Source organism: Stenotrophomonas sp. 116085_Sma (genome assembly GCF_056479585.1).
Genome location: NZ_CM151057.1, coordinates 3,996,390 through 4,017,968, shown reverse-complemented (window position 1 = coordinate 4,017,968; position 21,579 = coordinate 3,996,390). Strand labels below are relative to the sequence as shown.

At 67.8% G+C, this 21,579-nt stretch carries 21 protein-coding genes and 1 pseudogene; 16 read left to right on the top strand and 6 right to left on the bottom strand.

The window, feature by feature from the left end:
• The first annotated feature begins 47 nt into the window (after positions 1-47).
• From ACZK0Z_RS18670 to ACZK0Z_RS18655, 4 genes and pseudogenes are all read left to right on the top strand, one after another.
• The gene (locus tag ACZK0Z_RS18670; RefSeq protein ID WP_197632738.1) at positions 48-521 is read left to right on the top strand and encodes a hypothetical protein; all 474 of its coding nucleotides are present in this window, start codon (positions 48-50) and stop codon (positions 519-521) included.
• A gap of 72 nt (positions 522-593) precedes the next feature.
• Positions 594-1,095, top strand: a pseudogene (locus ACZK0Z_RS18665) (RNA polymerase sigma factor).
• Between the two features lie 104 nt (positions 1,096-1,199).
• Positions 1,200-2,132, top strand: coding sequence for a FecR domain-containing protein (locus ACZK0Z_RS18660; RefSeq protein ID WP_197632739.1), 933 nt, complete (start codon positions 1,200-1,202; stop codon positions 2,130-2,132).
• A gap of 210 nt (positions 2,133-2,342) precedes the next feature.
• Positions 2,343-5,261 carry a TonB-dependent receptor domain-containing protein gene (locus ACZK0Z_RS18655; protein WP_197632740.1) on the top strand — a complete coding sequence of 973 codons (2,919 nt, stop codon included), beginning with the start codon at positions 2,343-2,345 and terminating at the stop codon, positions 5,259-5,261.
• A 138-nt stretch (positions 5,262-5,399) separates the two neighbouring features.
• Here ACZK0Z_RS18655 and ACZK0Z_RS18650 read toward each other — a convergent pair whose 3' ends face one another.
• Positions 5,400-5,657, bottom strand: coding sequence for a DUF2789 domain-containing protein (locus ACZK0Z_RS18650; protein WP_049429940.1), 258 nt, complete (start codon positions 5,655-5,657; stop codon positions 5,400-5,402).
• A gap of 106 nt (positions 5,658-5,763) precedes the next feature.
• Between ACZK0Z_RS18650 and ACZK0Z_RS18645 the strand changes: the two genes are divergently transcribed.
• The 5 genes from ACZK0Z_RS18645 to ACZK0Z_RS18625 are packed head-to-tail and all read left to right on the top strand — an operon-like array spanning position 5,764 to position 8,716.
• Positions 5,764-6,351: a biliverdin-producing heme oxygenase gene (locus ACZK0Z_RS18645; protein WP_049429939.1), complete on the top strand. Its 588-nt coding sequence runs from the start codon at positions 5,764-5,766 to the stop codon at positions 6,349-6,351.
• A 31-nt stretch (positions 6,352-6,382) separates the two neighbouring features.
• The gene (locus ACZK0Z_RS18640; protein ID WP_197632741.1) at positions 6,383-6,850 is read left to right on the top strand and encodes a DUF454 family protein; all 468 of its coding nucleotides are present in this window, start codon (positions 6,383-6,385) and stop codon (positions 6,848-6,850) included.
• Positions 6,837-7,565 carry a tonB-system energizer ExbB gene (gene exbB, locus ACZK0Z_RS18635; protein ID WP_197632742.1) on the top strand — a complete coding sequence of 243 codons (729 nt, stop codon included), beginning with the start codon at positions 6,837-6,839 and terminating at the stop codon, positions 7,563-7,565. Before ACZK0Z_RS18640 ends, exbB begins: the two co-directional genes overlap by 14 nt.
• Positions 7,566-7,574: 9 nt before the next feature.
• The gene (gene exbD / locus ACZK0Z_RS18630) at positions 7,575-8,000 is read left to right on the top strand and encodes a TonB system transport protein ExbD (protein WP_197632743.1); all 426 of its coding nucleotides are present in this window, start codon (positions 7,575-7,577) and stop codon (positions 7,998-8,000) included.
• Positions 7,997-8,716: an energy transducer TonB gene (locus tag ACZK0Z_RS18625; protein WP_329861736.1), complete on the top strand. Its 720-nt coding sequence runs from the start codon at positions 7,997-7,999 to the stop codon at positions 8,714-8,716. The genes exbD and ACZK0Z_RS18625 overlap by 4 nt, the downstream gene beginning before the upstream one ends.
• Before the next feature lie 86 nt (positions 8,717-8,802).
• On the opposite strand, the gene ACZK0Z_RS18620 is transcribed toward ACZK0Z_RS18625, so the two are convergent.
• Positions 8,803-10,830: a sodium-translocating pyrophosphatase gene (locus tag ACZK0Z_RS18620; protein WP_197632745.1), complete on the bottom strand. Its 2,028-nt coding sequence runs from the start codon at positions 10,828-10,830 to the stop codon at positions 8,803-8,805.
• Between the two features lie 308 nt (positions 10,831-11,138).
• On the opposite strand from ACZK0Z_RS18620, the gene ACZK0Z_RS18615 reads away from it, so the two are divergent.
• Complete coding sequence (locus tag ACZK0Z_RS18615; RefSeq protein ID WP_197632746.1) at positions 11,139-11,642, top strand: hypothetical protein; 504 nt, start codon at positions 11,139-11,141, stop codon at positions 11,640-11,642.
• Positions 11,643-11,714: 72 nt separating this feature from the next.
• Here the strand turns inward: ACZK0Z_RS18615 and ACZK0Z_RS18610 are convergent, their stop codons facing one another.
• Together ACZK0Z_RS18610 and ACZK0Z_RS18605 are read right to left on the bottom strand one after the other, a co-directional pair.
• Positions 11,715-12,104, bottom strand: coding sequence for a DUF488 domain-containing protein (locus ACZK0Z_RS18610; RefSeq protein WP_197620176.1), 390 nt, complete (start codon positions 12,102-12,104; stop codon positions 11,715-11,717).
• Positions 12,105-12,218: 114 nt separating this feature from the next.
• Positions 12,219-13,475, bottom strand: coding sequence for a diphosphate--fructose-6-phosphate 1-phosphotransferase (locus ACZK0Z_RS18605; protein ID WP_197632747.1), 1,257 nt, complete (start codon positions 13,473-13,475; stop codon positions 12,219-12,221).
• Positions 13,476-13,611: 136 nt separating this feature from the next.
• Between ACZK0Z_RS18605 and ACZK0Z_RS18600 the strand changes: the two genes are divergently transcribed.
• The 3 genes from ACZK0Z_RS18600 to ACZK0Z_RS18590 all read left to right on the top strand — a co-directional run bounded on the left by ACZK0Z_RS18600 (position 13,612) and on the right by ACZK0Z_RS18590 (position 16,442).
• Entirely contained in the window at positions 13,612-14,175 is a 564-nt protein-coding gene (locus tag ACZK0Z_RS18600; protein ID WP_014038375.1) for an adenylate kinase, read from the top strand.
• Positions 14,176-14,502: 327 nt separating this feature from the next.
• Entirely contained in the window at positions 14,503-15,867 is a 1,365-nt protein-coding gene (gene mpl, locus ACZK0Z_RS18595) for a UDP-N-acetylmuramate:L-alanyl-gamma-D-glutamyl-meso-diaminopimelate ligase (protein ID WP_197632748.1), read from the top strand.
• Positions 15,864-16,442 carry an LON peptidase substrate-binding domain-containing protein gene (locus ACZK0Z_RS18590; protein WP_049429929.1) on the top strand — a complete coding sequence of 193 codons (579 nt, stop codon included), beginning with the start codon at positions 15,864-15,866 and terminating at the stop codon, positions 16,440-16,442. Before mpl ends, ACZK0Z_RS18590 begins: the two co-directional genes overlap by 4 nt.
• Positions 16,443-16,620: 178 nt before the next feature.
• Here ACZK0Z_RS18590 and ACZK0Z_RS18585 read toward each other — a convergent pair whose 3' ends face one another.
• The gene (locus tag ACZK0Z_RS18585; protein WP_197632749.1) at positions 16,621-18,618 is read right to left on the bottom strand and encodes a VTT domain-containing protein; all 1,998 of its coding nucleotides are present in this window, start codon (positions 18,616-18,618) and stop codon (positions 16,621-16,623) included.
• An 85-nt stretch (positions 18,619-18,703) separates the two neighbouring features.
• Here ACZK0Z_RS18585 and ACZK0Z_RS18580 point away from each other — a divergent pair, with 85 nt between their 5' ends.
• Together ACZK0Z_RS18580 and ACZK0Z_RS18575 are read left to right on the top strand one after the other, a co-directional pair.
• The gene (locus ACZK0Z_RS18580; protein WP_197632750.1) at positions 18,704-19,366 is read left to right on the top strand and encodes a protein kinase family protein; all 663 of its coding nucleotides are present in this window, start codon (positions 18,704-18,706) and stop codon (positions 19,364-19,366) included.
• A gap of 14 nt (positions 19,367-19,380) precedes the next feature.
• Positions 19,381-19,869, top strand: coding sequence for a DUF2867 domain-containing protein (locus ACZK0Z_RS18575; protein WP_404830720.1), 489 nt, complete (start codon positions 19,381-19,383; stop codon positions 19,867-19,869).
• A gap of 51 nt (positions 19,870-19,920) precedes the next feature.
• On the opposite strand, the gene ACZK0Z_RS18570 is transcribed toward ACZK0Z_RS18575, so the two are convergent.
• Positions 19,921-20,604: a hypothetical protein gene (locus tag ACZK0Z_RS18570; protein WP_005414380.1), complete on the bottom strand. Its 684-nt coding sequence runs from the start codon at positions 20,602-20,604 to the stop codon at positions 19,921-19,923.
• Between the two features lie 108 nt (positions 20,605-20,712).
• Here ACZK0Z_RS18570 and ACZK0Z_RS18565 point away from each other — a divergent pair, with 108 nt between their 5' ends.
• Positions 20,713-21,531 (top strand): SDR family oxidoreductase, encoded by an 819-nt coding sequence (locus ACZK0Z_RS18565; RefSeq protein WP_049427294.1) that lies wholly within the window; start codon positions 20,713-20,715, stop codon positions 21,529-21,531.
• Positions 21,532-21,579: the final 48 nt, after the last annotated feature.

The following is a 21,579-nucleotide window of genomic DNA, read 5'->3' as shown; positions in this document are numbered from 1 at the left end:
CAGGCATGGGGGCGCAGGCTGGATGCACCTTCCCGAGGCGTTGCCACATGAGACTTTCTGCCCTGTCTTCTGGCCTGTTCTGCGCGTTGCTGATGGCCCCCGCAGCCCAGGCTTTCCCCTACGTCGACCTGATCGATTACCCGCGGCAGGAAGCCAACTGGGATCGCTTCTTTGCCCTGGAGGGCCGCCTGCAGCACGGCTTCGACAGGATCTGCGGCGACACCTTCTGCGAGGGCGAGTACAGCGACATCCGTGCGCTGCGCCTGCTGTGTTCGGTGGACGCGGTGCGCGGCACGGTGCATGAGTGCCTCTGGGCATTTGCCGCCAGTGACCTGGCCGTGTCGCGGCATGACGGTGCGATCGTGGCCCGGCAGCCGACCTGGCTGTGCCGGCTGCCGCTGGTGCCTGGCACTCCGGTGGAGGACTTCCACGCGGCGCTGGCGGCCCGCAATCCGCTGCACGATCCCTTGCCCGGCACGTCGGAGAGCGTCTATGACGGGCTGACCGGCTGCATCCATTGATGCGAACGTGACTGATTCTCATTAACGGAGTAGCATGCGCGGCGCCTTCCGCCTGTCGTCCCGGTTCCGCGCATGTCCTCCAATGCCGCCTCCCTCACTGAACTGCTGATCCGCGAGCGGCCTGCGCTGCTGCGCCGGGTGCAGCGCATCCTCGGGGGCGACAATGGCGCCGAGGACGTGATCCAGGCCGTGTGGTTCAAGGCCCGCAGGGTTGACGACAGCCAGGCCATCGACAACCCGCGCGCCTATCTCTACCGGCTGGCCGCCAACCTGGCGACCGACCATGGCCGCGAATCGACCCGGCGCAACCGCCTGCTGGCCGACCATTACCTGTGGGGGCCGGACGAGGTGATCTCGACCGAGGAACAGGCGATGGCCCAGGACGAGCTGCAGCGGGTGCTTGACGCGGCGGGACACCTGCCGGAGCCGACCCGCACCATCTTCCGGCTCAACCGCCTGCAGGGCCTGACCCAGGCCGAGATTCGCACGCCGCCTGGGCGTGTCGGTGACCACGGTCGAGAACCATGTACGCACCGCGTTGCAACGCCTGGCCTGGGCGCGCAGCGGCCGATGATCACCCCGGCTTGGGGCTGGCCCGCGCTGAAACGTCTTGATCACTGGACCGAGGATGCGGTCTAGTTCCCCCGCCCGCGCTTGAATGCGCCTGTCTGCCAGCCGATGAGCCCGCCGAACATGCTGCCCGCCGCCAATGACGATGCCCTGGCCGAACAGGCCCGGGGCTGGATCGCTTGGCTGGCCGCAGGCGATATCAGCGATGTGCGCATGGATGAGTTCGAACACTGGCTCCAGCAGCCTGGGCACCGTCGCGCCTTCGAACACGAGCGCGCGTTGTGGCGCAGTGTCGGGCCGCGGCCGCAGGCCGGGCGCGTCGAACGTCGGCCCCCAAAGCGGCTGCGATGGGCGATGGCTGCGGCGGCCGCGCTGGCGATGCTGGTGGCATGGCCGGAAGCCTGGCTGCGCCTGCAGGCCGATCACCGTAGTACGCATGTCGTGCAGGACGTACGGCTGCCCGATGGCAGCCGCGCGGTGCTGGATGCGGACAGCGCGATCGCCGTGCGGTTCGATGCGGATGCACGCCAGATCGAGCTGCTGCGCGGGCGCGCCTGGTTCGAGGTCAGCCCGGATGCGCAGCGGCGTTTCAGCGTGCGTGCGGGCAATGGCGTGGTCGAGGACATCTCGACCGCGTTCTCCGTCGCACGCGACAGCGACCAGGTGGAAACCCAGGTTGGACAGGGCAGGGTGCGCGTGGCCAGCCCGGTTGACGGTGGTTGGACGTATCTGCGGGTGGGCCAGCGTGCCATCTATGGCGAACACAGTGGCGTGACGCGCCTGCAGGACGTGGCTGCCGACAGTGTCGGCGCGTGGCGGCAGGGCGAACTGCTGCTGGAGCAGGCCAGCGTCGCCGACGCCGTGCAGTGGGTGGGGCGTTACCGTGCCGGCCCGACCTTCGTGCGCGGCGATCTGTCGCGGCTGCCGGCGGTCAGTGCCGCGCTGCGCATCGATCGCCCGGAACAGGCGCTGGACGCGTTGGCGGCAACGGCGGGATTGCAGGTTACCCGCCTTCCATTCGGCGTCGCCATCGTCCAGTAGATCCACGCCATGCGTGGATGATCGTCGCGGTGATCCCATTGTGCCGGCCAACGGTCGGCACCCACCGCGATCGCAAATCCCTCTTGGGGTTCCTGCCGCGCCACCCGTCTTACCCCGCGAACGTACCCGCCGCCGCCACGTACGTCGCCGTGTCCGCCTGTGTTGCGGATGACGCCGCGCCTGCGGCACCGATTACCTGACAGGTTCCCCATGTTCGACTCCCACCGCCCGGGCCGCGTGCTGCGCCCGTCCCGCCTGTGCATCGCCCTGCTGGCCGCCGGCCTGGCCAGCGCCGCACCGTCCGTGCTGGCACAGAGCGCCACCGGCAATCACGCTGCCGTGCAGCGCTTTGACATTCCGGCGCAGCCGCTGGACGAAGCACTGCGCAGCTTCATGCGCCAGTCCGGCGTGCAGGTCGTGTATCCGGCCACCCTCGCCCAGGGAGTGACCTCGCGCGCAGTCAACGGCAGCCTGTCGGCCAACGAGGCGCTGCAGCAGCTGCTGCAGGGCAGCGGGCTGGCGATGCGCCGGGTCAGTGCCGATGCGGTGACCCTGGAAGCGGCAACGCCGGTCCAGGCCGACAGCGGTGTGATCGTCACCGATACGCTCAGCGTGGCCGGCGACCGTGTCGACGGCGGCGCAGGCAGTGACGAAGCGCGGCTGCTCGACAGCTATCGCAGCGTCGGTTCCACCACCACGCTCAACCGCACGCAGCTGGAGCGTTTCCGCGGCACTTCCAACGGCGACATCGTCAAGGGCGTGGCCGGTGTCACCGCCGGCGACCCGCGCGTGGGCAATGGCTTCGACGTCAACATCCGCGGCATCCAGGGCCAGGGCCGGGTGCCGGTGATCATCGACGGTGGCCAGTCCAGCATGGACACCTACCGTGGCTATGCCGGCCAGTCACAGCGCACCTACCTCGACCCCGACCTGATCTCCAGCCTGACCATCACCAAGGGCCCGAGCCTGCAGGCCAACGCCTCCGGTGGCATTGGCGGCGTGGTCGAAATGGAAACGCTGAAGATCGGTGACGTGCTGCGCGAGGGGCGCGACTTCGGCGTGCGCGTGCGTGGCGGCCTGGCCAATGGCAGCGCCAACAACCTGCCGGCCTACAGCGCCGCGCCGCGCAGCGACCGCAGCGCCACCGGCAGCCAGTTCTTCAACGTGGCCGGCGCCGGCCACTGGGACCGCTTCGATCTGGTCGCCGCCTATGCCTACCGTGACAACGGCAACTACTTCTCCGGCAAGCACGGCTACGATGATTTCCCGCAGACCCGTCGCACGCTGGCGCCGCTGAATCCGCCGCGTACCGAAGTGTTCAACACCTCGTCGCGCTCGAAGTCGGCGCTGCTCAAAGGCACCTGGCGCATCGATGACGCGCAGACGCTGGAAGCCGGTTACCGTCGCTACGAAGGCACCGCCGGCGAGATCATGGCCTCGCAGATCATCCGCGTCGACCGCGATCGCATTCCGCAGTGGGACCCGGGCCATGTCGACATGGACAGCTACAACCTGCGCTACCGCTTCAACCCGGACAGCGATCTGGTCGACCTGCGTGTCAATGCTGCGTACACCGATACCGACAGCGTGATGTACAACAGCCTGACCGGCATCACCCCGTGGTACTTCGACCGCCGCACCGAGTGGTATGACGCGCCCAGCTTCAGCGGCGACCCCGGCTACAAGGATGCCTACCGCAACCCGCTGCGGCAGAAGCGCCTGAACCTGGATGCCAGCAACACGTCGAAGTTCGACACCCGTGCCGGGGCGTTCACGCTGGACTACGGCCTGTCCTACAGCGATGAGGACATTGCACCAGGCAGCTCCGGCCCGGTCATGCACGATGACCTGGTCAACAACCGCTTCCTGCGCAACGCCGAGCGCAAGGAATACAGTGCCGTGGCGTCGCTGAAGTGGCAGCCCGACGAACACTGGGAGCTGCTGGCCGGTGGCCGCTGGAACCGGGTGGATGTGCATGACCGCAACCGCCTGGCAACGCCGGATGCCTACGAGGTGCAGGGCCAGTACCGCTACACCGAACTGCTCAATGGCAACCCGGCGCTGCCGTCGTGGCGTGCCAAGCGCATCGCGCTGCTGAACTGGTATCCGGACGCCAACGGCAATTTCACCCAGGCCTCGCTGCTGGCGTCGCCGTACAAGAAGGGCACCGTGGCCGACATCGCGGGCTGGAACTTCTATGACGCCGGCAAGCCGCAGGATCTGGAAGTGCCGGTCAGCTGGACCTGGTCGCAGCCGATCCGCCGTCGCGACAACGCGTTCTCGCCGACCGCCAGCGTCGCCTACCGCTTCAGCGAAGACACCATGGTCTACGTGAAGTACGCCGAGGGCACCAAGCTGCCGAGCCTGTTCGAGACCACGCTGGGCCTGTTCACTGCCGCCAAGCCGGTGGGCGAGCTGAAGCCGGAGCGCGCGCGCAGTTGGGAAATCGGCGCGAGCACCATCCGCTACGACCTGTTCACTGCCGGTGATCGCCTGGTGCTGAAGCTGGCCTACTTCGATACCCGCATCGACGATCTGATCACCCGCGACTACCGCACGCTGTCGGCCGGCCTGATCCGCAATGTCGACCAGTTCAAGGTCTCGGGCATGGAGTTCCAGTCCAGCTATGACAGCGGCAAGGTGTTCGCCGATCTGTCCGCGCACTACTACTTCAAGGCCAAGACCTGCGCGCCGGACATCGCCGCCGAGCGCCGCGCCTATGGCGTGCAGCGCAGGAACGCGGAGCTGGCCGGCACGCCGGACTGCGTGGATGGCGGCTTCGAGGGTTCGTACACAAACACGCAGAACCCGCCTCGCTACATGGTCAACCTGACCCTGGGCTCGCGCCTGTTCGACGAGCGCCTGACCTTCGGTACCCGTGTGATCCACAACGCCGGCCCGATCAGCAAGCTGGACAAGGAATGGAACGTTGGCCTCTCGGCGATCCAGCAGCTGTACCGGCCGACCACGCTGGTCGACCTGTTCGCCAGCTGGAACTTCAATGACCAGTGGTCGGTGGAAGCGGGCGTGGACAACCTGACCGACCGCTACTACCTGGACCCGCTCGCCCTGGGCGTGATGCCGGCCCCGGGCCGCACCGCGCGCCTGGCGTTGACCTGGAAGTACTGATCCACGGGTGATCTGCCAGCGGGGTCGGATCCTTTTCCTGCGGAAAGGGCTCTGACCCCATCGGGTCCGGCCATCCACGCATGGCGTGGATCTACAGTGCCGCGTAATCGGTAGCGCCGGGCCATGCCCGGCGAACGCTTACAGCCCGGTCGCGGCCTTCACTGCATCTTCGTGCAGCGACTCGTTCAGCTCATCCACCACGGTGCTCCACGCCGCATCGGCCTGCAGCGATTCAGACAGGAACTGGCGCTGGGCATCGTTCCAGTACGGTGCCTCGACCACATCCACATCGGTGGCCAGCTGGTGCTCGCGGATGAAGCGGGCGATGCCCTCGGCACTGGCATCCAGGCCCAGTTGCAGGAACAGGTTGGTCATGCGCGGTTCGGTGGTGATCATCGTCGGTTCCTGCGGAAAGAAGGGATGCCTCATTATCGGCGCAGACGAGCTTGGGGAAAGCCCCGCGGCGAACGTCTACAGCACGACGACCCCTTTGGCATCCCCCATGAACGCACACATTGCCCCTGAAGACAGCCGCAGCCTGCGGCTCAAGGCTGCCACCCGCGACAGCCACGGCGCCCTGGACAAGCGCATCATGGCCGGCGACATCTTCGCCGACCGCAGCAACTTCGCCCGTTTCCTGCGCGTGCAGTACCGCTTCCACCGCAGCATCGACGCGCTGTACGCCAACCCTGCACTGGACGCACTGCTGCCCGATCTCGGCGAGCGCCGCCGCCTGACCCAGGTGGCACGTGACCTGCAGGACCTGGAGCAGACCCTGCCGGGGGCGGACATCGCCGCGCTGCCGTCGGATCTCGCGTTGCCGGCCGCGCTGGGCTGGCTGTACGTGGCCGAAGGCTCCAACCTGGGCGGTACCATCCTGTACAAGATGGCGGCCAAGCTCGGGCTGGACCGTGACTTCGGTGCCCGCCACCTGGCCGCGCATCCGGATGGCGCCGCCCGTCACTGGCGCGAGTTCACCGCCGCGCTGGACGCGGTGCCGCTGAGCGCCGAGCAGGAGCAGCAGGTGATCGACGCTGCCGATGCCGCGTTCCGCAGCGTGCACGGGCACGTTGAAGTGGAATTCGCCTGATGAACGCCCGCCACCCGCGGGTGCAGCGCTGATGCGCTGGCTCTGGTTCGCGCTGGGCTGGGTGATGGTCGGCCTCGGCGTGATCGGCGCGTTGCTGCCGGTGATGCCGACCACCATTTTCCTGATCCTTGCGGTGGGCTGCTTCGCGCGCAGCTCGCCGAAGTTCGAGCAGCGCCTGCTGTCGCATCCGCGCTACGGCCCATCACTTCGGCTGTGGCGCGAGCAGGGCGCGGTGTCGCGCAAGGGCAAGGCCTTTGCCAGCGCCGGCATGGTGGTCGGCTTCGCGATGTTCTGCTGGGGCGCGCATCCGTCGTGGCGCCTGTTGCTGGGCGTGGGACTGTTCTTCGCGGTCAGTGCCGGCTATGTGCTCAGTCGACCCGCACCACGCATTGAACCCACGCCGCTGGTGGAAGTGGACGACGCCAACGATCCGCGCGCGGCCCGCCGCCGTGCCGTGCCCCCCGATACAGATGGAACCCGAGACGATGCTGCCTGCTGACCTGGCCCCCGTGACTGCCCCCGCACTGACGCCGTGGGGCATGTACCTGGCCGCCGATGTGGTGGTGAAGGCCGTGATGATCGCGCTGGCGTTGGCGTCGCTGGCCACGTGGACCGTGCTGCTGGCCAAGGGCTGGGAACTGGCCCGGCAAGCGCGGCAGCTGCGGGCGGCGCGCGCGCTGCTGCTGCAGTCTGCACAGCTGCCGGCGCAGAGCGAAGCGGCAAGCCTGCAGCAAGGCACCGCACTGGCGATGCTGGACGCCGCACGCACCGAACTGCGCCTGTCGCAGGAGCTGGACAGCCGCGACGGCACCAAGGAACGCGTGGCGTCGCGGTTGGATCGCATCGAGCTGGAAACCGCACGCGTGCAGCGGCGCGGTATCGGCGTGCTCGCCAGCATCGGTGCGGTGGCGCCGTTCGTGGGCCTGTTCGGCACGGTGTGGGGCATCATGAACAGCTTCATCGGCATCGCCCACAGCAACACCACCAATCTGGCGGTGGTCGCGCCCGGCATCGCCGAGGCGCTGCTGGCCACCGCGCTCGGCCTGGTCGCCGCGATTCCGGCGGTACTGGTCTACAACCACTTCAGCCGCGTGCTGGTCGGCTTGCGGGGGCTGCTTGGCGATCTGTCGGCGGCCGTGCAGCAGCTGGTCTCGCGCGATCTCGATCGTGCCGCTTCGCGCAGCGCAGCGACGCCGCTGCGTGCGGTGCACTGAGGCGCGGCGATGGCGATCAGGACCGCGTCCGACCGCGACGACACGCCGGAAGAAGCGCACGAGATCAACGTCACGCCCTTCATCGATGTGATGCTGGTGCTGTTGATCATCTTCATGGTGGCGGCACCGCTGGCCACCGTGTCGGTACCGGTGCAGCTGCCGGCCAGCAGTGCCAGTGCCACGCCGCCGGAAAAGGCACCGGTGTACGTCACAGTGCAGGCCGATCTGTCGCTGCGGGTTGGTGAGCAAGCGGTGGCACGCAACGGGCTGGCGGCTGCGCTGCAGGTAGCCACCCACGGTGACACCTCGCAACGCCTGTTCCTGCGCGCCGATACCCGCGTGCCTTACGGTGAATTGATGGCAACACTGGATGCGCTGCGTGCTGCGGGCTACCTGAAGGTGGCACTGGTTGGACTGGAGCAGGGCGCGCGATGAGCGGACTGCGGCGCTGGGCGACCAGCCTGGCGATCGTACTGCTGGTGCATGCGCTGCTGATTGGCGTGGCCTGCTGGTGGGCGGCGTGCGCACCGGCGGTGGCTACCGTAGCGGCGCCCGCGGCGTTGATGCTGGAGTTGGCGCCGATGGCACAGGCGCCCCCGGTGCCGCGGCGCGAGGTGGCAACCGGGCCCCTGCAGCAGCAACAGCAGCGGCAGGCGCCGAAGCCGGCGCTACGCGAGCAGCCGAAGGCACCGGTGCAGCCGCAGGGTGACCTGCCGCCGCCGCGCACACCTGAGCCGGCGCCCTCGCCGGATACTGCCGACGCCAATGTCGCGCAGACCAGCGCACCGCCGCAGGTCGCCGCCGATGCGGCCGCACGCTATACCGCGCCGCAGACCACGGCCGGCGAACGCAGTCGTGCCGAGGCGACCTGGGAAGGCCGCCTGCTGGGGCATCTGCAGAAGCACCGGCGCTATCCGCGCCAGGCCGAACGACTGCGCCAGCAGGGCGTGGTGTACGTGCGTTTTGCCGTCGCCCGCGATGGTGCGGTATCCGGATTGAAGCTGGGCCGCGGCAGCGGCTTCGAACTGCTCGACCAGGAGACGCTGGATACCGTGCAGCGCGCCAGCCCGGTACCGGCGCCGCCGGCCGAAGTGGCCGGCGACCCGGTGCAAGTGATGGTGCCGGTGTCGTTCTTCCTGCGCGGGCGGTGACCTTGTAGAGCCGAGCCGATGCTCGGCTGTTCTCCGATCCCGCGAAGCCGTTGAGCCGAGCATGGGCTCGGCTCTACAGAAGGCTTTTACAGCAGCGGTACCAGCAGCAGCGCCACGATGTTGATGATCTTGATCAGCGGGTTGATCGCCGGCCCGGCGGTGTCCTTGTATGGGTCACCCACGGTATCGCCGGTCACCGCGGCCTTGTGCGCCTCGCTGCCCTTGCCGCCGAAGTGGCCATCTTCGATGTACTTCTTGGCGTTGTCCCAGGCGCCGCCGCCGGTGGTCATCGAGATGGCCACGAACAGGCCGGTCACGATCGTGCCGATCAGCAGGCCGCCGAGGGCGCGCGGCCCCAGCAGCAGGCCGACCACCACCGGCACCGCCACCGGCAGCAGCGAGGGCACGATCATTTCGCGGATCGCCGAGCGGGTCAGCATGTCCACCGCCTTGTCGTACTGCGGCTTGCCGGTGCCCTGCATGATGCCGGGGATCTCGCGGAACTGGCGGCGTACTTCCTCCACCACCGCACCGGCGGCGCGGCCGACCGCTTCCATCGCCATCGCACCGAACAGATAGGGAATCAGACCGCCGATCAGCAGGCCGATAATCACCGTGTGGTCGCTGAGGTCGAAGCGGAATTCCTGGCCGGGATGTGCGGCCTGCAGGTTGTGCGTGTAGTCGGCGAACAGCACCAGTGCGGCCAGGGCCGCCGAACCGATCGCATAGCCCTTGGTCACCGCCTTGGTGGTATTGCCCACCGCATCCAGTGGATCGGTGATGTCGCGGATCTCCGAGGGCAGCTCGGCCATTTCGGCAATGCCGCCGGCGTTGTCGGTGATCGGCCCATACGCATCGAGGGCGACGATCATGCCGGCCATCGACAGCATCGCGGTGGCGGCGATGGCGATGCCGTACAGGCCACCCAGCGCGAATGCACCCCAGATCGCCGCACACACCGCCACCACCGGCAGCGCGGTGGACTTCATCGAGATGCCGAGGCCGGCGATGATGTTGGTGCCGTGGCCGGTGGTCGACGCCTGCGCCACGTGCTGCACCGGCTTGTACTGGGTGCCGGTGTAGTACTCGGTGATCCACACGATCAGGCCGGTCAGCACCAGCCCGATCAATGCGCAGCCATACAGCGCCATCGGTCCATGCACGTTGTCACTCATCAACCCGGTGGTGATCGGGTAGAACGCAATGGCGGCCAGCACGCCGGAGACGATCACGCCCTTGTACAGCGCGCCCATGATCGAACCGCCGGGCTTCACCTTGACGAACAGCGCGCCGATGATCGAAGCGATGATCGATACGCCGCCCAGCACCAGCGGATACAGCACTGCATTGGCGCCGGCCTCGGCCAGCATCAGGCTGCCCAGCAGCATGGTGGCGATCACGGTCACCGCATAGGTCTCGAACAGGTCGGCGGCCATGCCGGCGCAGTCGCCCACATTGTCACCGACGTTGTCGGCGATCACCGCCGGATTGCGCGGATCGTCCTCGGGAATGCCGGCTTCCACCTTGCCGACCAGATCGGCGCCGACGTCCGCGCCCTTGGTGAAGATGCCGCCGCCCAAGCGCGCGAAGATCGAGATCAGCGACGAACCGAAGGCCAGGCCGACCAGCGCATGCAGTGCCTGTTCCATTGGCAGGCCCATGCGCAGCAGCAGTGCGTAGTAGCCGGCCACGCCCAGCAGGCCCAGCCCGACCACCAGCATGCCGGTGATCGCACCGCCACGGAACGCCACGTCCATTGCCGCGCTGATGCCGTTGCGCGCGGCCTCGGCGGTGCGTACGTTGGCGCGTACCGAGACGTTCATGCCGATGTAGCCGGCGGCACCTGACAGCACTGCGCCGACGGCGAAGCCGATCGCGGTGTACCAGCTGAGGAACACCCCGACCAGCACGAACAGCACCACGCCGGCCACGCCGATGGTCAGGTACTGGCGGTTGAGATAGGCACGCGCACCTTCCTGGATCGCGGTGGCGATCGCGACCATGCGTTCATTGCCGGTGGGTTGGCGCAGGATCCAGCGCGCCGAGACGATTCCGAACAGGATTGCGAGGATGGCGCAGCCCAGCGCCAATGACAGCCCGTAACGTTCCAGCATTAGACCCCTCCGCAGAATGGATGTAGGCATCCAGTGGCGATGAACGGCACCACGAGGGGGACGACGGGCTGCAGCCTGGAACCAACCCGTACCGACCTTGGCGGTCGTCCGACGTATGGCGGTGTTCAGCATTCCCTGGTGCCCGCAGTATGCGTGCCGCCACTTGTAGAGTCGAGCCATGCTCGACTGGCGCCTGGGAGCCGCGGCGCATGCCGTCGGGCCCTGGGCATGATTCGCGAGCCAACGGCCTTTGCACCCCGTTAAGCCAATCTCTGCAAGCCTGCGCACAGTCCTGAAGGAGATACCCCATGCGCCTTTCCCTGTTGATGCTCGCCGGCCTGGTCCCGGCGCTGCCGGCCTTCGCGGCGGAAACCCCGGAACTGCAGCGCGCCGTGGGTGCACCACAGGCGGTAGGCGTGGTGCATACGCTGCGGCAGATCCCCGAGGCCTGTGCGCGCCTGGAAGGTGCATTCACCGGCCAGGCCGCCGAACCGTATCGCTTCTCTGCGGTGCGTACGAGCGAACAATGCCAGCCGCGCGCGCGCTTCGTCGACTACACCAAGGCCCAGCCGAGTGCCGACAAGGGCTGGAAGCTCAATGATGTGATCCGTGTGCCCAGCGCTGCGTGCCCGGCGCAGCAGGCGGTGGTGCGCGTGTGGCGGCTGCCGTCGAGCAACAAGGTCGAGCTGGACGGGCAGGGCCAGTCGCGCATCTACCTGGAAGAGGCGAAGAAGCAGGCGGCGGCCGGCCAGATTCCGCAGGTGACGATGTTTGCGGCGCAGTTGCAGGTGGAAGGCAAGGCCTGCAATTGAAATTGCGTGGGCGGTGTACCCACGCGGTCATCCGCGGGTAGTGCCGGCCGCTGGCCGGCAACCCTGCAATCGTCACTCTGCCAGCGTCGCCCCACGCGCCACCAGCAGCTCGCGCAGCGCCTTGCGGTGGCAGTGCGCCTCATCCTCGCAGTAGCACCCGACGCTGAGGTCGCTGTTCTGCGACATCGCAGCCAGCAGGTCCAGCGAGTGGGACGCATCCGGCGCCTTCATCTCCGCCTTGTAGTGGCGGAAGAACGCATTCCAGTCGGCGGCCGTCTTCGCCTCATGCGCCTGCTTCACCAGTTCCGCGCTGGGTGACAGTGTCGGGAACCAGACGTCATACCAGTCCTGCCGGGCGAACTCGCTGCGCGGCACGCCACGTGGCGGCCTGCGCACCGTGCCGATGCGCAGGCCCTCGCCAGCGGCGCGCGGCGTACCGAGTCGAACAACACGCAGTGCCATCATGTTCCTCCACGAAAAGGGGACGGAGGGGATTAAGTCGTATTCGACGTTTTGCTGGCGCTGAAGGGGGCAGAGGGCAGATACGACTTAATCCCCTCCGTCCCCTTTTTCGGGTCAGCCCTCGAACGGCGGCAGCTTCTGCTTCACCGCCACGTTCTTCAGCGTGACGTACTTCGGCAGGCCATCGGCACCGTAGGGCAGCGGGGCTTCACCCTTGATCAGCGGCGACAGGTAGGCACGCGCTTTGGCCGTGATGCCGAAGCCATCGCGGCGGATGAAGCCGGCCGGCATCTTCTTCTCGTGGTTGGCGATCTTCGACAGCGGCGCCGCTTCGATCTTCCAGCGGTAGGGAGCGTCGCTGCTGCGCACGATCACCGGCATCACGCCGTTCTGGCCCTTCAGCGCCAGCTGCACCGCGGCCTTGCCGACCGCCTGCGCCTGCTCCCAGTCGGTCCTGCTGGCCAGGTGGCGGGCCGAGCGCTGCAGGTAATCGGGCAGCGCCCAATGGACCTTCAGGCCCAGCTGGTCCTTGACCCGGCCGGCCAGGTGCGCGGCCACGCCCCCCAGCTGCGAGTGGCCGAACGAGTCCTTGCCACCGCCAGCGTCGGCGACGAAGCGGCCATCAGCGGTGGCGATGCCTTCCGACGCCACCACCACGCAGTAGCCGACACGCTCGACCACGGCCTTGACCTTGGCCAGGAACACCGCCTCGTCGTAGGCACGCTCGGGCAGCAGGATGATGTGCGGGGCTTCGTCATCGCCGTTGCCGGCCAGGCCGGCGGCCGCTGCCAGCCAGCCGGCGTGGCGGCCCATGGCCTCGTAGATGAAGACGCGGGTGGAGGTTTCGGCCATCGCCGCCACGTCCAGTGCCGCCTCGTGCACCGACACGGCGGTGTACTTGGCCGCCGAGCCGAAGCCGGGGCAGGTGTCGGTCACTGCCAGATCGTTGTCGATGGTCTTGGGCACGCCGATGCAGGTCAGGTCGTAGCCGGAGGCCTTGGCCAGCTGCGAGACCTTCAGCGCGGTATCGGCCGAGTCGTTGCCGCCGTTGTAGAGGAACCAGCGCACGTCGTGCGCACGCAGCACCTCCAGCAGGCGGTCGTAGCGGGCGCGGTCGGCGTCCAGCGATTTCAGCTTGACCCGGCACGAGCCGAAGGCGCCGCCCGGGGTATGGGCGAGGGCGCGGATGGCCGCAGCGCTCTCCTTGCTGGTGTCGATCAGTTCCTCGCGCAGCGCGCCGAGGATGCCGTTGCGCGCGGCCAGCACCTTGATGCCCTTGGCCCGGGCCTGCTCGATCACCGCCGCCGCCGTGGCGTTGATGACGGCGGTGACACCACCGGATTGGGCGTAGAGGAGAGTACCGTTGCGCATGCGTCTACCTGCTCGGGGGAAAGGACATTGCAGGGACATTACCCGGATGCGGTAAAGTGGCGCTATTGCGGTGCAGCGATACCGGTCCGTCCGGGACGCGAACCTTCTTTGTTTTCAACACGTTGGAGTCAGGTCAATGCGATTGGTTCTGTTGGGACCGCCCGGTTCGGGCAAGGGGACACAGGCGACGCGCCTGAAGGAAAAGCTGGGGATCGCCCACATTTCGACCGGTGACATGCTGCGCGCGGAAATCGCCGCGGGCACGGAGCTGGGCAAGCAGGCCAAGACGGTGATGGATGCCGGCAACCTGGTGTCGGATGACATCCTGCTGGGCATGCTGGAGTCGCGCCTGACCCAGGCCGATGTCGCCAAGGGCTTCATCCTCGATGGCTATCCGCGCAATGTGGCCCAGGCCAATGCGATGGACGGCCTGCTGGCCAAGATCGGCCAGCCGCTGGATGCCGTGGTGCAGCTGGACGTGGCCACCGAGCTGCTGGTCGACCGCATCGCCGGTCGCGCCAAGGAACAGGGTCGTGCCGACGACAATCCGGAAGCGGTGCGCCAGCGCCTGCAGGTTTACAACGACCAGACCGCCCCGGTGGTCGACTTCTACGCCGGCCGTGGCACCCTGGCCCGCGTCGACGGCGTCGGCGAACTGGACGAGATCGAAGCCCGAATCCTGGCGGCGATCAAGGCCTGATCCGGCGGGGCCGGCCCGCTGCCGGCCCTTCGGGCGAAAAAACACAGGCCTGGTCCGCGAGGATCAGGCCTGTGTCGTTTCATAGGCGCCAGCAGAGGGCTTGCTCAGGGCCCCGCAGCATGAGCTCCCTTGGGGATGGCCTCTTGGGGAGTAGGACCGGTTCGGGTACTGCGGCTGGCAGTTCGAATTGTGTCCGGGTTCACAGAACATCGCTATCGGGAATTCCCTGACAGAAGATTGGAGTTTTCTCACATCCCGTGTAGGACTTGTCTTACCCGGGGGCGGACATTGGCCCTATACAGTCGTCATCGGTCACAATCCCCGGTCATGAGCAGCGTACATATCCTTGCAATCGCCGGCACCTTCATGGGCGGCGTGGCCGCCCTGGCGCGGGAACTCGGCCATACGGTCAGTGGCAGCGACCAGGCCATCTATCCGCCGATGTCGACCCAGCTGGAACAGCTGGGCATCACCCTGGACCAGGGCTATCGCGCCGACAGCGTGCCGGCCGGAACCGATGACGTGGTGATCGGCAACGCGCTCTCGCGCGGCAATGCGGCCGTGGAGGCCGTGCTCGACGCCGGCCAGCGCTACATTTCGGGCGCGCAATGGCTTTCTGAACAGGTACTGCCGGGCCGCGACACCCTGGCCGTGGCCGGTACCCATGGCAAGACCACCACCACCACCATCCTCACCTGGCTGCTGGAAAGCGCCGGGCGTTCGCCGGGCTTCCTGATCGGCGGCGTGGCCGAGGATTTCGGCGTTTCCGCGCGCCTGGGCCAGGGCCGCGAATTCGTGGTCGAAGCCGATGAGTACGACACTGCCTTCTTCGACAAGCGCAGCAAGTTCGTGCACTACCGGCCGCTGGTGGCCATCCTCAACAACCTTGAATACGACCATGCCGACATCTTCCCCGATGTGGCGGCGATCCAGCGCCAGTTCCACCATCTGGTGCGCACGGTGCCGGCGCGTGGCCGCCTGATCGTCAACGGCGAGGACCAGCACGTGGCCGAGGTGCTGGCGATGGGGTGCTGGACCCCGGTCGAGCGCTTCGGTTTCGACCCGACCCTGGAATGGCATGCGGAACTACTGGTTGCCGATGGCAGCGCGTTCCGCGTGTACCACCGCGGGCAGGCGCTGGGTGATGTGCAGTGGTCGCTGCTGGGCCGGCACAACGTGCTCAACGGCCTGGCCGCGCTGGCCGCCGCGCATGCGGTGGGCGTGGCACCGGCCGAGGTGATCCCGGCGCTGGCGCGCTTCCGCAGCGTCAAACGCCGCATGGAAGTGATCGGCAGCCACGAGGGCATCACCGTCTACGACGATTTCGCCCATCACCCGACCGCGATCGCCACCACGCTGGAAGGTCTGCGTGCCAAGGTCGGCGATGCGCGTATCGTGGTTGCCATGGAGCCGCGCAGCAATTCGATGCGGCTGGGCGCACATGCGCAGGCGCTGGCGCCTTCGCTGGCACTGGCCGATGACGTGGTGTTCCTGCACCGCCCGGAACTGGCCTGGGATGCCGCCGCTGTGATCGCCGCGGTGCGTGGTGAAGCGCACGCGGTGCCGGATACCGACGCGCTGCTGGCGCAGCTGCAGGCCAGCGCGCGCCGCGGCGACCACGTGGTGTTCATGTCCAATGGTGGCTTCGACGGCGCACCGCGCCGCTTCCTCGCCGCGCTGCAGGCCCGATGAGCGTCGACGGTTCGCTGCCGCTGTTTCCGCTGCACACCACGCTGGTACCGGGTGCGGCGGTGGGCCTGCGCGTGTTCGAGCGGCGCTACCTTGATCTGGTGCGCGACAGCGGCCGCAGTGGCGAAGGCTTCGGTGTCTGCCTGATCCTCGACGGCCAGGAAGTGGGAGCCCCGGCAACACCGGCGGCCTATGGCGTGCAGGTGCGCATCGAAGACTTCGATGTCGGCGCCGACGGTGTGCTGCAGTTGCGCCTGCGCGGCACCCGCCGTTTCCATGTCGAGCGCACCCGCGTGCGCGACAACGGGCTGGTGGTGGCCGATGTGCGCTGGTGCGAGGAAGACCCCGATGACGAACTGCGGCCGCAGCATGCACTGCTGGCCACGGTGCTGGGGCACATCATCGAGCAGGCCGGTGAGGCCTATGCGCCGGCCAATCCGGCGTTGCTGGACCAGGCCAGCTGGGTCGGCTGGCGCCTGGCCGAGCTGCTGCCGCTGAGCGAGCAGCAGCGGTTGCAGCTGCTGCAGCTGGATGACCCGCACCAGCGGTTGCAGCAGTTGCTGGGGTGGATGCCGTAGAAGCCATCCTCGGGTGGATGTGCACCTTGGGGCACACGCTGGGGTATCCGTGGAATCCCCATCCAGGCATGGCGTGGATCTACTGTAGCGCCGAGCCTATGCTCGGCTTGTTGGATCGTGGGAAGCGCAGCCGAGCATGGGCTCGGCTCTACAGTGGGTGATCGCGCACCGGTACCGGTCAGGGCGTTGTAGTCTTCAACCGCAGCACCGGCAACCCGGTTTCGCTGTGCACATCCTCGCGCTGCGGCAGGTCCTGCACGGCTTCCTTCACGGCATTCAATGCCGGGTCGACGCCACGCAGCGGGTGCCACATGCCGATCCACTCGAAGTGGCGTTCGTAACGCAGGGTCTGCGCGCTGCCCAGCCAAAGCGGCGTGTTGCCAGGCTGCAGCTGGGCCGGTGCTGGCCACAGCCGCAGTACATAGCGCTCATCCGGCTTCGCGCCCTGGCGCACCATCAGCAGGGCTTCCACGCGGGTTTCCAGCGTCGCCGGCAGCACCGGCAGTTCATCGGCACCGGTGTTCTTGTCCAGCATCAGCAGCGCCTGCTGCCAGCCGGCCTGTTCCTGCCGCTTCCAGCCACGTGCTTCCAGCTGCGCCTGCAGTGGTGCCAATGGGCCGGCCACCTGCACGTCCAGCGGCCAGCGCTGATCGTCGTCGAACTCGTTGCGACGCGCCGGCAGCTGCACCCAGTCGTGCTGCCACCAGGCCTGCATGTCCATCACCTGCGGTGCCGGCAGGGTCGGCTCGAAGCGTTCCAGCTTCACCGGGATGTGGCGCGGCGCGTACCACATCGCCGCCACGGCGAAGACGCCGTAGAACAGCCAGGCGACTGGCTTTACCCAGAACGAGCGGTTGAAGCGGCGGCGGTAGGCGATGCCCAGGACCAGCAGCCAGAACGTGCCGAACAGCATGCCGCCGATCACGTCGCTCAGCCAGTGCGCGCCCAGGTACAGGCGCGAGAAGCCGATCAGGCTGACCACGATGCCCGACACCAGGTACGGCCAGACGCGGGTGCGGCCGGGCATCTCGCGTGCGATCAGCACCGCGAAGAAGCCGAAGGTGATGGTGGCCATGGTCACCGACACCGACGGGAAGCCGAAGCCACTGCTGGCATCGACCGGGCGCACCACATCCACGGTGGCGCCCAGCAGCATGGTCAGTGCCAGGCCGAAGGCGAGGGCGGCCAGCCAGTGCGCGGCCGCCATCCAGCGCCGGCGCCAGATCAAATAGCCCATCGCCGCAGCGGTGGCCGGCAGCAGTACCTGCCACGCCCCCAGCGACGCCAGCGCGGCCATCGGGTAGTCGGCCAGCGGGTTGCGCAGCGCCAGCATGGCCTGGTGCACCAGCAGGTCGATGGCCAGCGGCTCGCCGTGTGCGACCACCACGGTCAGCAGCGCGAACCAGCCCCAGCCCAGCAGGAGCAGCATCAACGCCAGCATCGCCAGTGGTACCGATTCGCGGCGCTTCGGGTCCAGCACGCCCACGGTGTAGCGGCCCAGCGTCGGGTGGCGGTTGGACCAGTCCAGCAGGCGTGCCAGCCAGTTGTCCATGCGTGCGGCCGACCAGCGGTAGCCATACAGCACGATGGCCCAGGCCAGGCCAAGGATCACCGCCAGCAGGCCGACCACCACCACCAGTCGCCCGGCCACGGCAGCCACCGCGTCATACGCTTCGCCGAGGATCCAGCCCGGGGCCAGGAACAGCACTGCCCAGGAAATGCTGGCGATGCCGCTGGCCTGCACGTAGCGGCTGGCGGGCATCTTCATCATGCCGGCGATGGCTGGCACGAATGGGCGGATCGCGCCGACGTAGCGCGCCACCAGGATGCTCTTGAATGCATTGCGGCGGAACAGGTTCTCGCCACGGTCGAGCAGCTGCGGATAGCGGCTGAACGGCCACACGCCACGCAGCCGGTCGCCCCAGCGGCGGCCGATCCAGTAGCTGATGCCGTCGCCGGCAAACGCGCCCAATGCCGCAGCCGCCACCGCGTACGGCCCGGAGATCTGGCCCAGGCCAATGAACACGCCCACCGCGAACAGCAATGGCAGGGCCGGCACGATGGCGCCGAGAATGATCACCGCATCGCAGAAGGCGATGAGGAAGATAACGGCGCCCGCCAGCACGGGGTGAGCGGCAATCCACGCGAGCGTGGCGTCGATCCATGAAGAGTCCATTGCCCGATTATAGGGGCGTGAAGGTGACTGGTTCCCAGCCGCTTCGTGACCGTTTGCAACCGGCGCCATCGCCTAGAATGGGGTCATGCCGCATACGCCAGACGCTCCCCACCATGCTTTGAAGGCCGACAGTTTCGGCCGGATCCTTCTGGTTGAAGGGCCCGACGGCCGGTTCGTACGCCGCGATCTGGGCGCCACGCCGCTGTGGCTGCGGTTGCCCGCGTGGTGGCTTGCACGTCGCGAGGCACGCGCGCTGCGCCATATCCATGGCATGGCCGATGTGCCGCAGCTGCTGGCCTGGGATGGCCGCCACCTCGACCGCAGCTTCATGGCCGGCGATGCCATGTACCAGCGTCCGCCGCGCGGCGACCTGGCCTGGTTCCGTTCCGCACGGCGCCTGCTGCAGCAGCTGCACCGCCGTGGCGTGGCCCACAACGATCTGGCCAAGGAGGCCAACTGGCTGGTCACCGAGGATGGCCGCCCGGCGCTGATCGACTTTCAGCTGGCAGTGATCGGCAACCCGCGCTCGCGCTGGATGCGCCTGCTGGCCCGTGAGGACCTGCGCCACCTGCTCAAGCACAAGCGCATGTACTGCCGTGAATCGCTCACTCCGGTGGAAAAGCGCGTGCTCAAGCGTACCTCGTGGGTGCGCGAGCTGTGGTTCGCCACCGGCAAGCCGGTCTACCGCTTCATCACCCGCCGCATCCTGCACTGGGAAGACAACGAGGGGCAGGGACCGAAGCCGTGAGTGCATCGCAGGTGATGAGCGCCGCGCCGAGCGCGGGCAGCGTGCTGCGCACTCAGCTGCCCGGTGCGGATTTCGTGCACGCCTGCCAGGCCACCACCCGGCGCGACGGGCGTACCGCACTGCAGGCCTACCGCGACATGGCGGCGTCCATTCCCGGCTGGTTCGATGGCTTGATGGCACTGCGCAACCACGGCATGCGCCTGCTGGGCATGAAGCATCTGGGGTCGTTGCGGGCGGTGCAGGGCACTGTCGATCCGGCGCCCGGCCAGCGGCTGGGCATCTTCACCCTGCAGTTGCTGGATGACGATGCCATCGTGCTGGAAGACGATGATCGCCATCTGCGCGTACAGCTGGCCCTGCAATGGCAGGGTGACGTGCTGGAAGTGGCGACGGTGGTGCATACGCACAACGCGTTCGGGCGCCTCTACATGCTGCCGGTCGCGCCCGTGCACCGGTTGATCGTGCCGCATCTGCTGCAGAAGCAGGTGCAGGCCTACCGGTGACGCGACACTGCGTGCGCCGGGCGTGGCCCGACGACACGCGGCGTTTCCGGGTTACGGCGTCGCCGGTACCACCTGCTGGCCAATGAAGTTGCGCTTGGCATCGAAGTCATAGGCGATCTGCAGCTGGCCCACGTCGGGGCAGGCGTGGCAGTCGCGCAGCGGCGTGCGGTACAGCAGGCGGATGCCGCCGCCCTCAAGCGGTGTCGCTCCGGCCGACTGCGCAGGCGCGAACGGCGTGGCCTGCGGGTTGGCCTTCAGCAGCTCCTGCACGGCCGGGTCGGCACGCAGCGTGTCGTCCAGTTGCACGGCATCCACATCGATGCGCTTGCCGCTGGCGTCGACCAGGCGGGTGCCTTCGTTGGTGTTGGCCCGGAAGGGATACTCGACCGTGGCAATGCCCAGCCCCTCGTTCTCATGCCACGCTGTGACATACGCCAGTTCCCCGGCGCTGGACAGTTGCTCGGCGGCGGTGATCGCCTCGGCGCTCGCTCCGCCCGCTCGCATTGCATCGCGCAGGCAATCCCGGGTGGCCGCATTCTCGCCCTGGCGGCATGCGTTCAGATCGCCATCCCAGACCACGGCCTCGCTCCAGCGCATCTTTCCGTCGGCGGCAGCCTTCTCCGCGCTGGGCGCGTCACCGGCGGGCGGCTCCTTGCCGGGTTCCGGCGAACGGCCCTGGCAGGCAGTCAGCAGGGCAAGCCCCAAGGCAGGCAGCAACAGGCGGGAACGGCGCATGGCGTGAACCTCGTGCGTTGGCTGGAGGCCCGAGTATCGTCAAGGCCGGGTGAACTCCGCGTCGGCGCGGCATACTAGCGGCTCATTGCATACGCTGGAGTGTGGAACGTGGGCAGTCTGCAGGGCAAAACGCTTTTCATCACCGGTGCCTCGCGTGGCATCGGCCTGGCCATCGCACTGCGCGCTGCGCGCGACGGTGCCAATGTGGCCATCGCGGCCAAGTCGTCGGTGCCCAATCCGAAGCTGCCGGGCACCATCCACACCGCTGCCGAAGCGGTGACGGCGGCAGGCGGGCAGGGCCTGGCGCTGAAGTGCGACATCCGCGAGGAAGAGCAGGTGCAGGCGGCCGTCGCGGCCACGGTCGATACCTTCGGTGGCATCGACATCCTGATCAACAACGCCAGCGCGATCTGGCTGCGCGGCACGCTGGATACGCCGATGAAGCGCTTCGACCTGATGCAGCAGGTCAATGCGCGCGGCAGTTTCCTGTGCGCGCAGGCCTGCCTGCCGTACCTGCTGCAGGCGCCGAATCCCCACATCCTCACCCTGGCACCACCGCCGAGCCTGGAGCCGAAGTGGTGGGCACCGCACACCGGCTACACGCTGGCAAAGATGGGCATGAGCTTCGTCACCCTGGGGCTGGCTGCGGAGTTCGGTCCGCAGGGCGTGGCGGTGAACGCGCTGTGGCCGCGCACGGTGATCGCCACCGATGCGATCAACATGATTCCGGGCGTGGATGCGGCCGGTTGCCGCACGCCACAGATCATGGCCGACGCGGCGCATGCGGTGCTGGTGCGCGAAGCGGCCGGTTTCCATGGCCAGTTCCTGATCGATGATGAAGTGCTGGCGCAGGCCGGCGTCACCGATCTTTCGGGCTACGCGGTGGACCCGTCGCGGCCGTTGCTGCCGGATCTGTTCCTGGATTGATATCGCACTACCGGAAGAGGCCGAGGGCTGCGACGCTCGGCCTGCTGC

Coding starts and splice junctions, on each gene's coding strand:
- ACZK0Z_RS18670 (WP_197632738.1), top strand. CDS start 48: ATGAGACTTTCTGCCCTGTCTTCTGGCCTGTTCTGCGCGTTGCTGATG.
- ACZK0Z_RS18660 (WP_197632739.1), top strand. CDS start 1,200: ATGAGCCCGCCGAACATGCTGCCCGCCGCCAATGACGATGCCCTGGCC.
- ACZK0Z_RS18655 (WP_197632740.1), top strand. CDS start 2,343: ATGTTCGACTCCCACCGCCCGGGCCGCGTGCTGCGCCCGTCCCGCCTG.
- ACZK0Z_RS18650 (WP_049429940.1), bottom strand. CDS start 5,657: ATGATCACCACCGAACCGCGCATGACCAACCTGTTCCTGCAACTGGGC.
- ACZK0Z_RS18645 (WP_049429939.1), top strand. CDS start 5,764: ATGAACGCACACATTGCCCCTGAAGACAGCCGCAGCCTGCGGCTCAAG.
- ACZK0Z_RS18640 (WP_197632741.1), top strand. CDS start 6,383: ATGCGCTGGCTCTGGTTCGCGCTGGGCTGGGTGATGGTCGGCCTCGGC.
- exbB (WP_197632742.1), top strand. CDS start 6,837: ATGCTGCCTGCTGACCTGGCCCCCGTGACTGCCCCCGCACTGACGCCG.
- exbD (WP_197632743.1), top strand. CDS start 7,575: ATGGCGATCAGGACCGCGTCCGACCGCGACGACACGCCGGAAGAAGCG.
- ACZK0Z_RS18625 (WP_329861736.1), top strand. CDS start 7,997: ATGAGCGGACTGCGGCGCTGGGCGACCAGCCTGGCGATCGTACTGCTG.
- ACZK0Z_RS18620 (WP_197632745.1), bottom strand. CDS start 10,830: ATGCTGGAACGTTACGGGCTGTCATTGGCGCTGGGCTGCGCCATCCTC.
- ACZK0Z_RS18615 (WP_197632746.1), top strand. CDS start 11,139: ATGCGCCTTTCCCTGTTGATGCTCGCCGGCCTGGTCCCGGCGCTGCCG.
- ACZK0Z_RS18610 (WP_197620176.1), bottom strand. CDS start 12,104: ATGGCACTGCGTGTTGTTCGACTCGGTACGCCGCGCGCCGCTGGCGAG.
- ACZK0Z_RS18605 (WP_197632747.1), bottom strand. CDS start 13,475: ATGCGCAACGGTACTCTCCTCTACGCCCAATCCGGTGGTGTCACCGCC.
- ACZK0Z_RS18600 (WP_014038375.1), top strand. CDS start 13,612: ATGCGATTGGTTCTGTTGGGACCGCCCGGTTCGGGCAAGGGGACACAG.
- mpl (WP_197632748.1), top strand. CDS start 14,503: ATGAGCAGCGTACATATCCTTGCAATCGCCGGCACCTTCATGGGCGGC.
- ACZK0Z_RS18590 (WP_049429929.1), top strand. CDS start 15,864: ATGAGCGTCGACGGTTCGCTGCCGCTGTTTCCGCTGCACACCACGCTG.
- ACZK0Z_RS18585 (WP_197632749.1), bottom strand. CDS start 18,618: ATGGACTCTTCATGGATCGACGCCACGCTCGCGTGGATTGCCGCTCAC.
- ACZK0Z_RS18580 (WP_197632750.1), top strand. CDS start 18,704: ATGCCGCATACGCCAGACGCTCCCCACCATGCTTTGAAGGCCGACAGT.
- ACZK0Z_RS18575 (WP_404830720.1), top strand. CDS start 19,381: ATGAGCGCCGCGCCGAGCGCGGGCAGCGTGCTGCGCACTCAGCTGCCC.
- ACZK0Z_RS18570 (WP_005414380.1), bottom strand. CDS start 20,604: ATGCGCCGTTCCCGCCTGTTGCTGCCTGCCTTGGGGCTTGCCCTGCTG.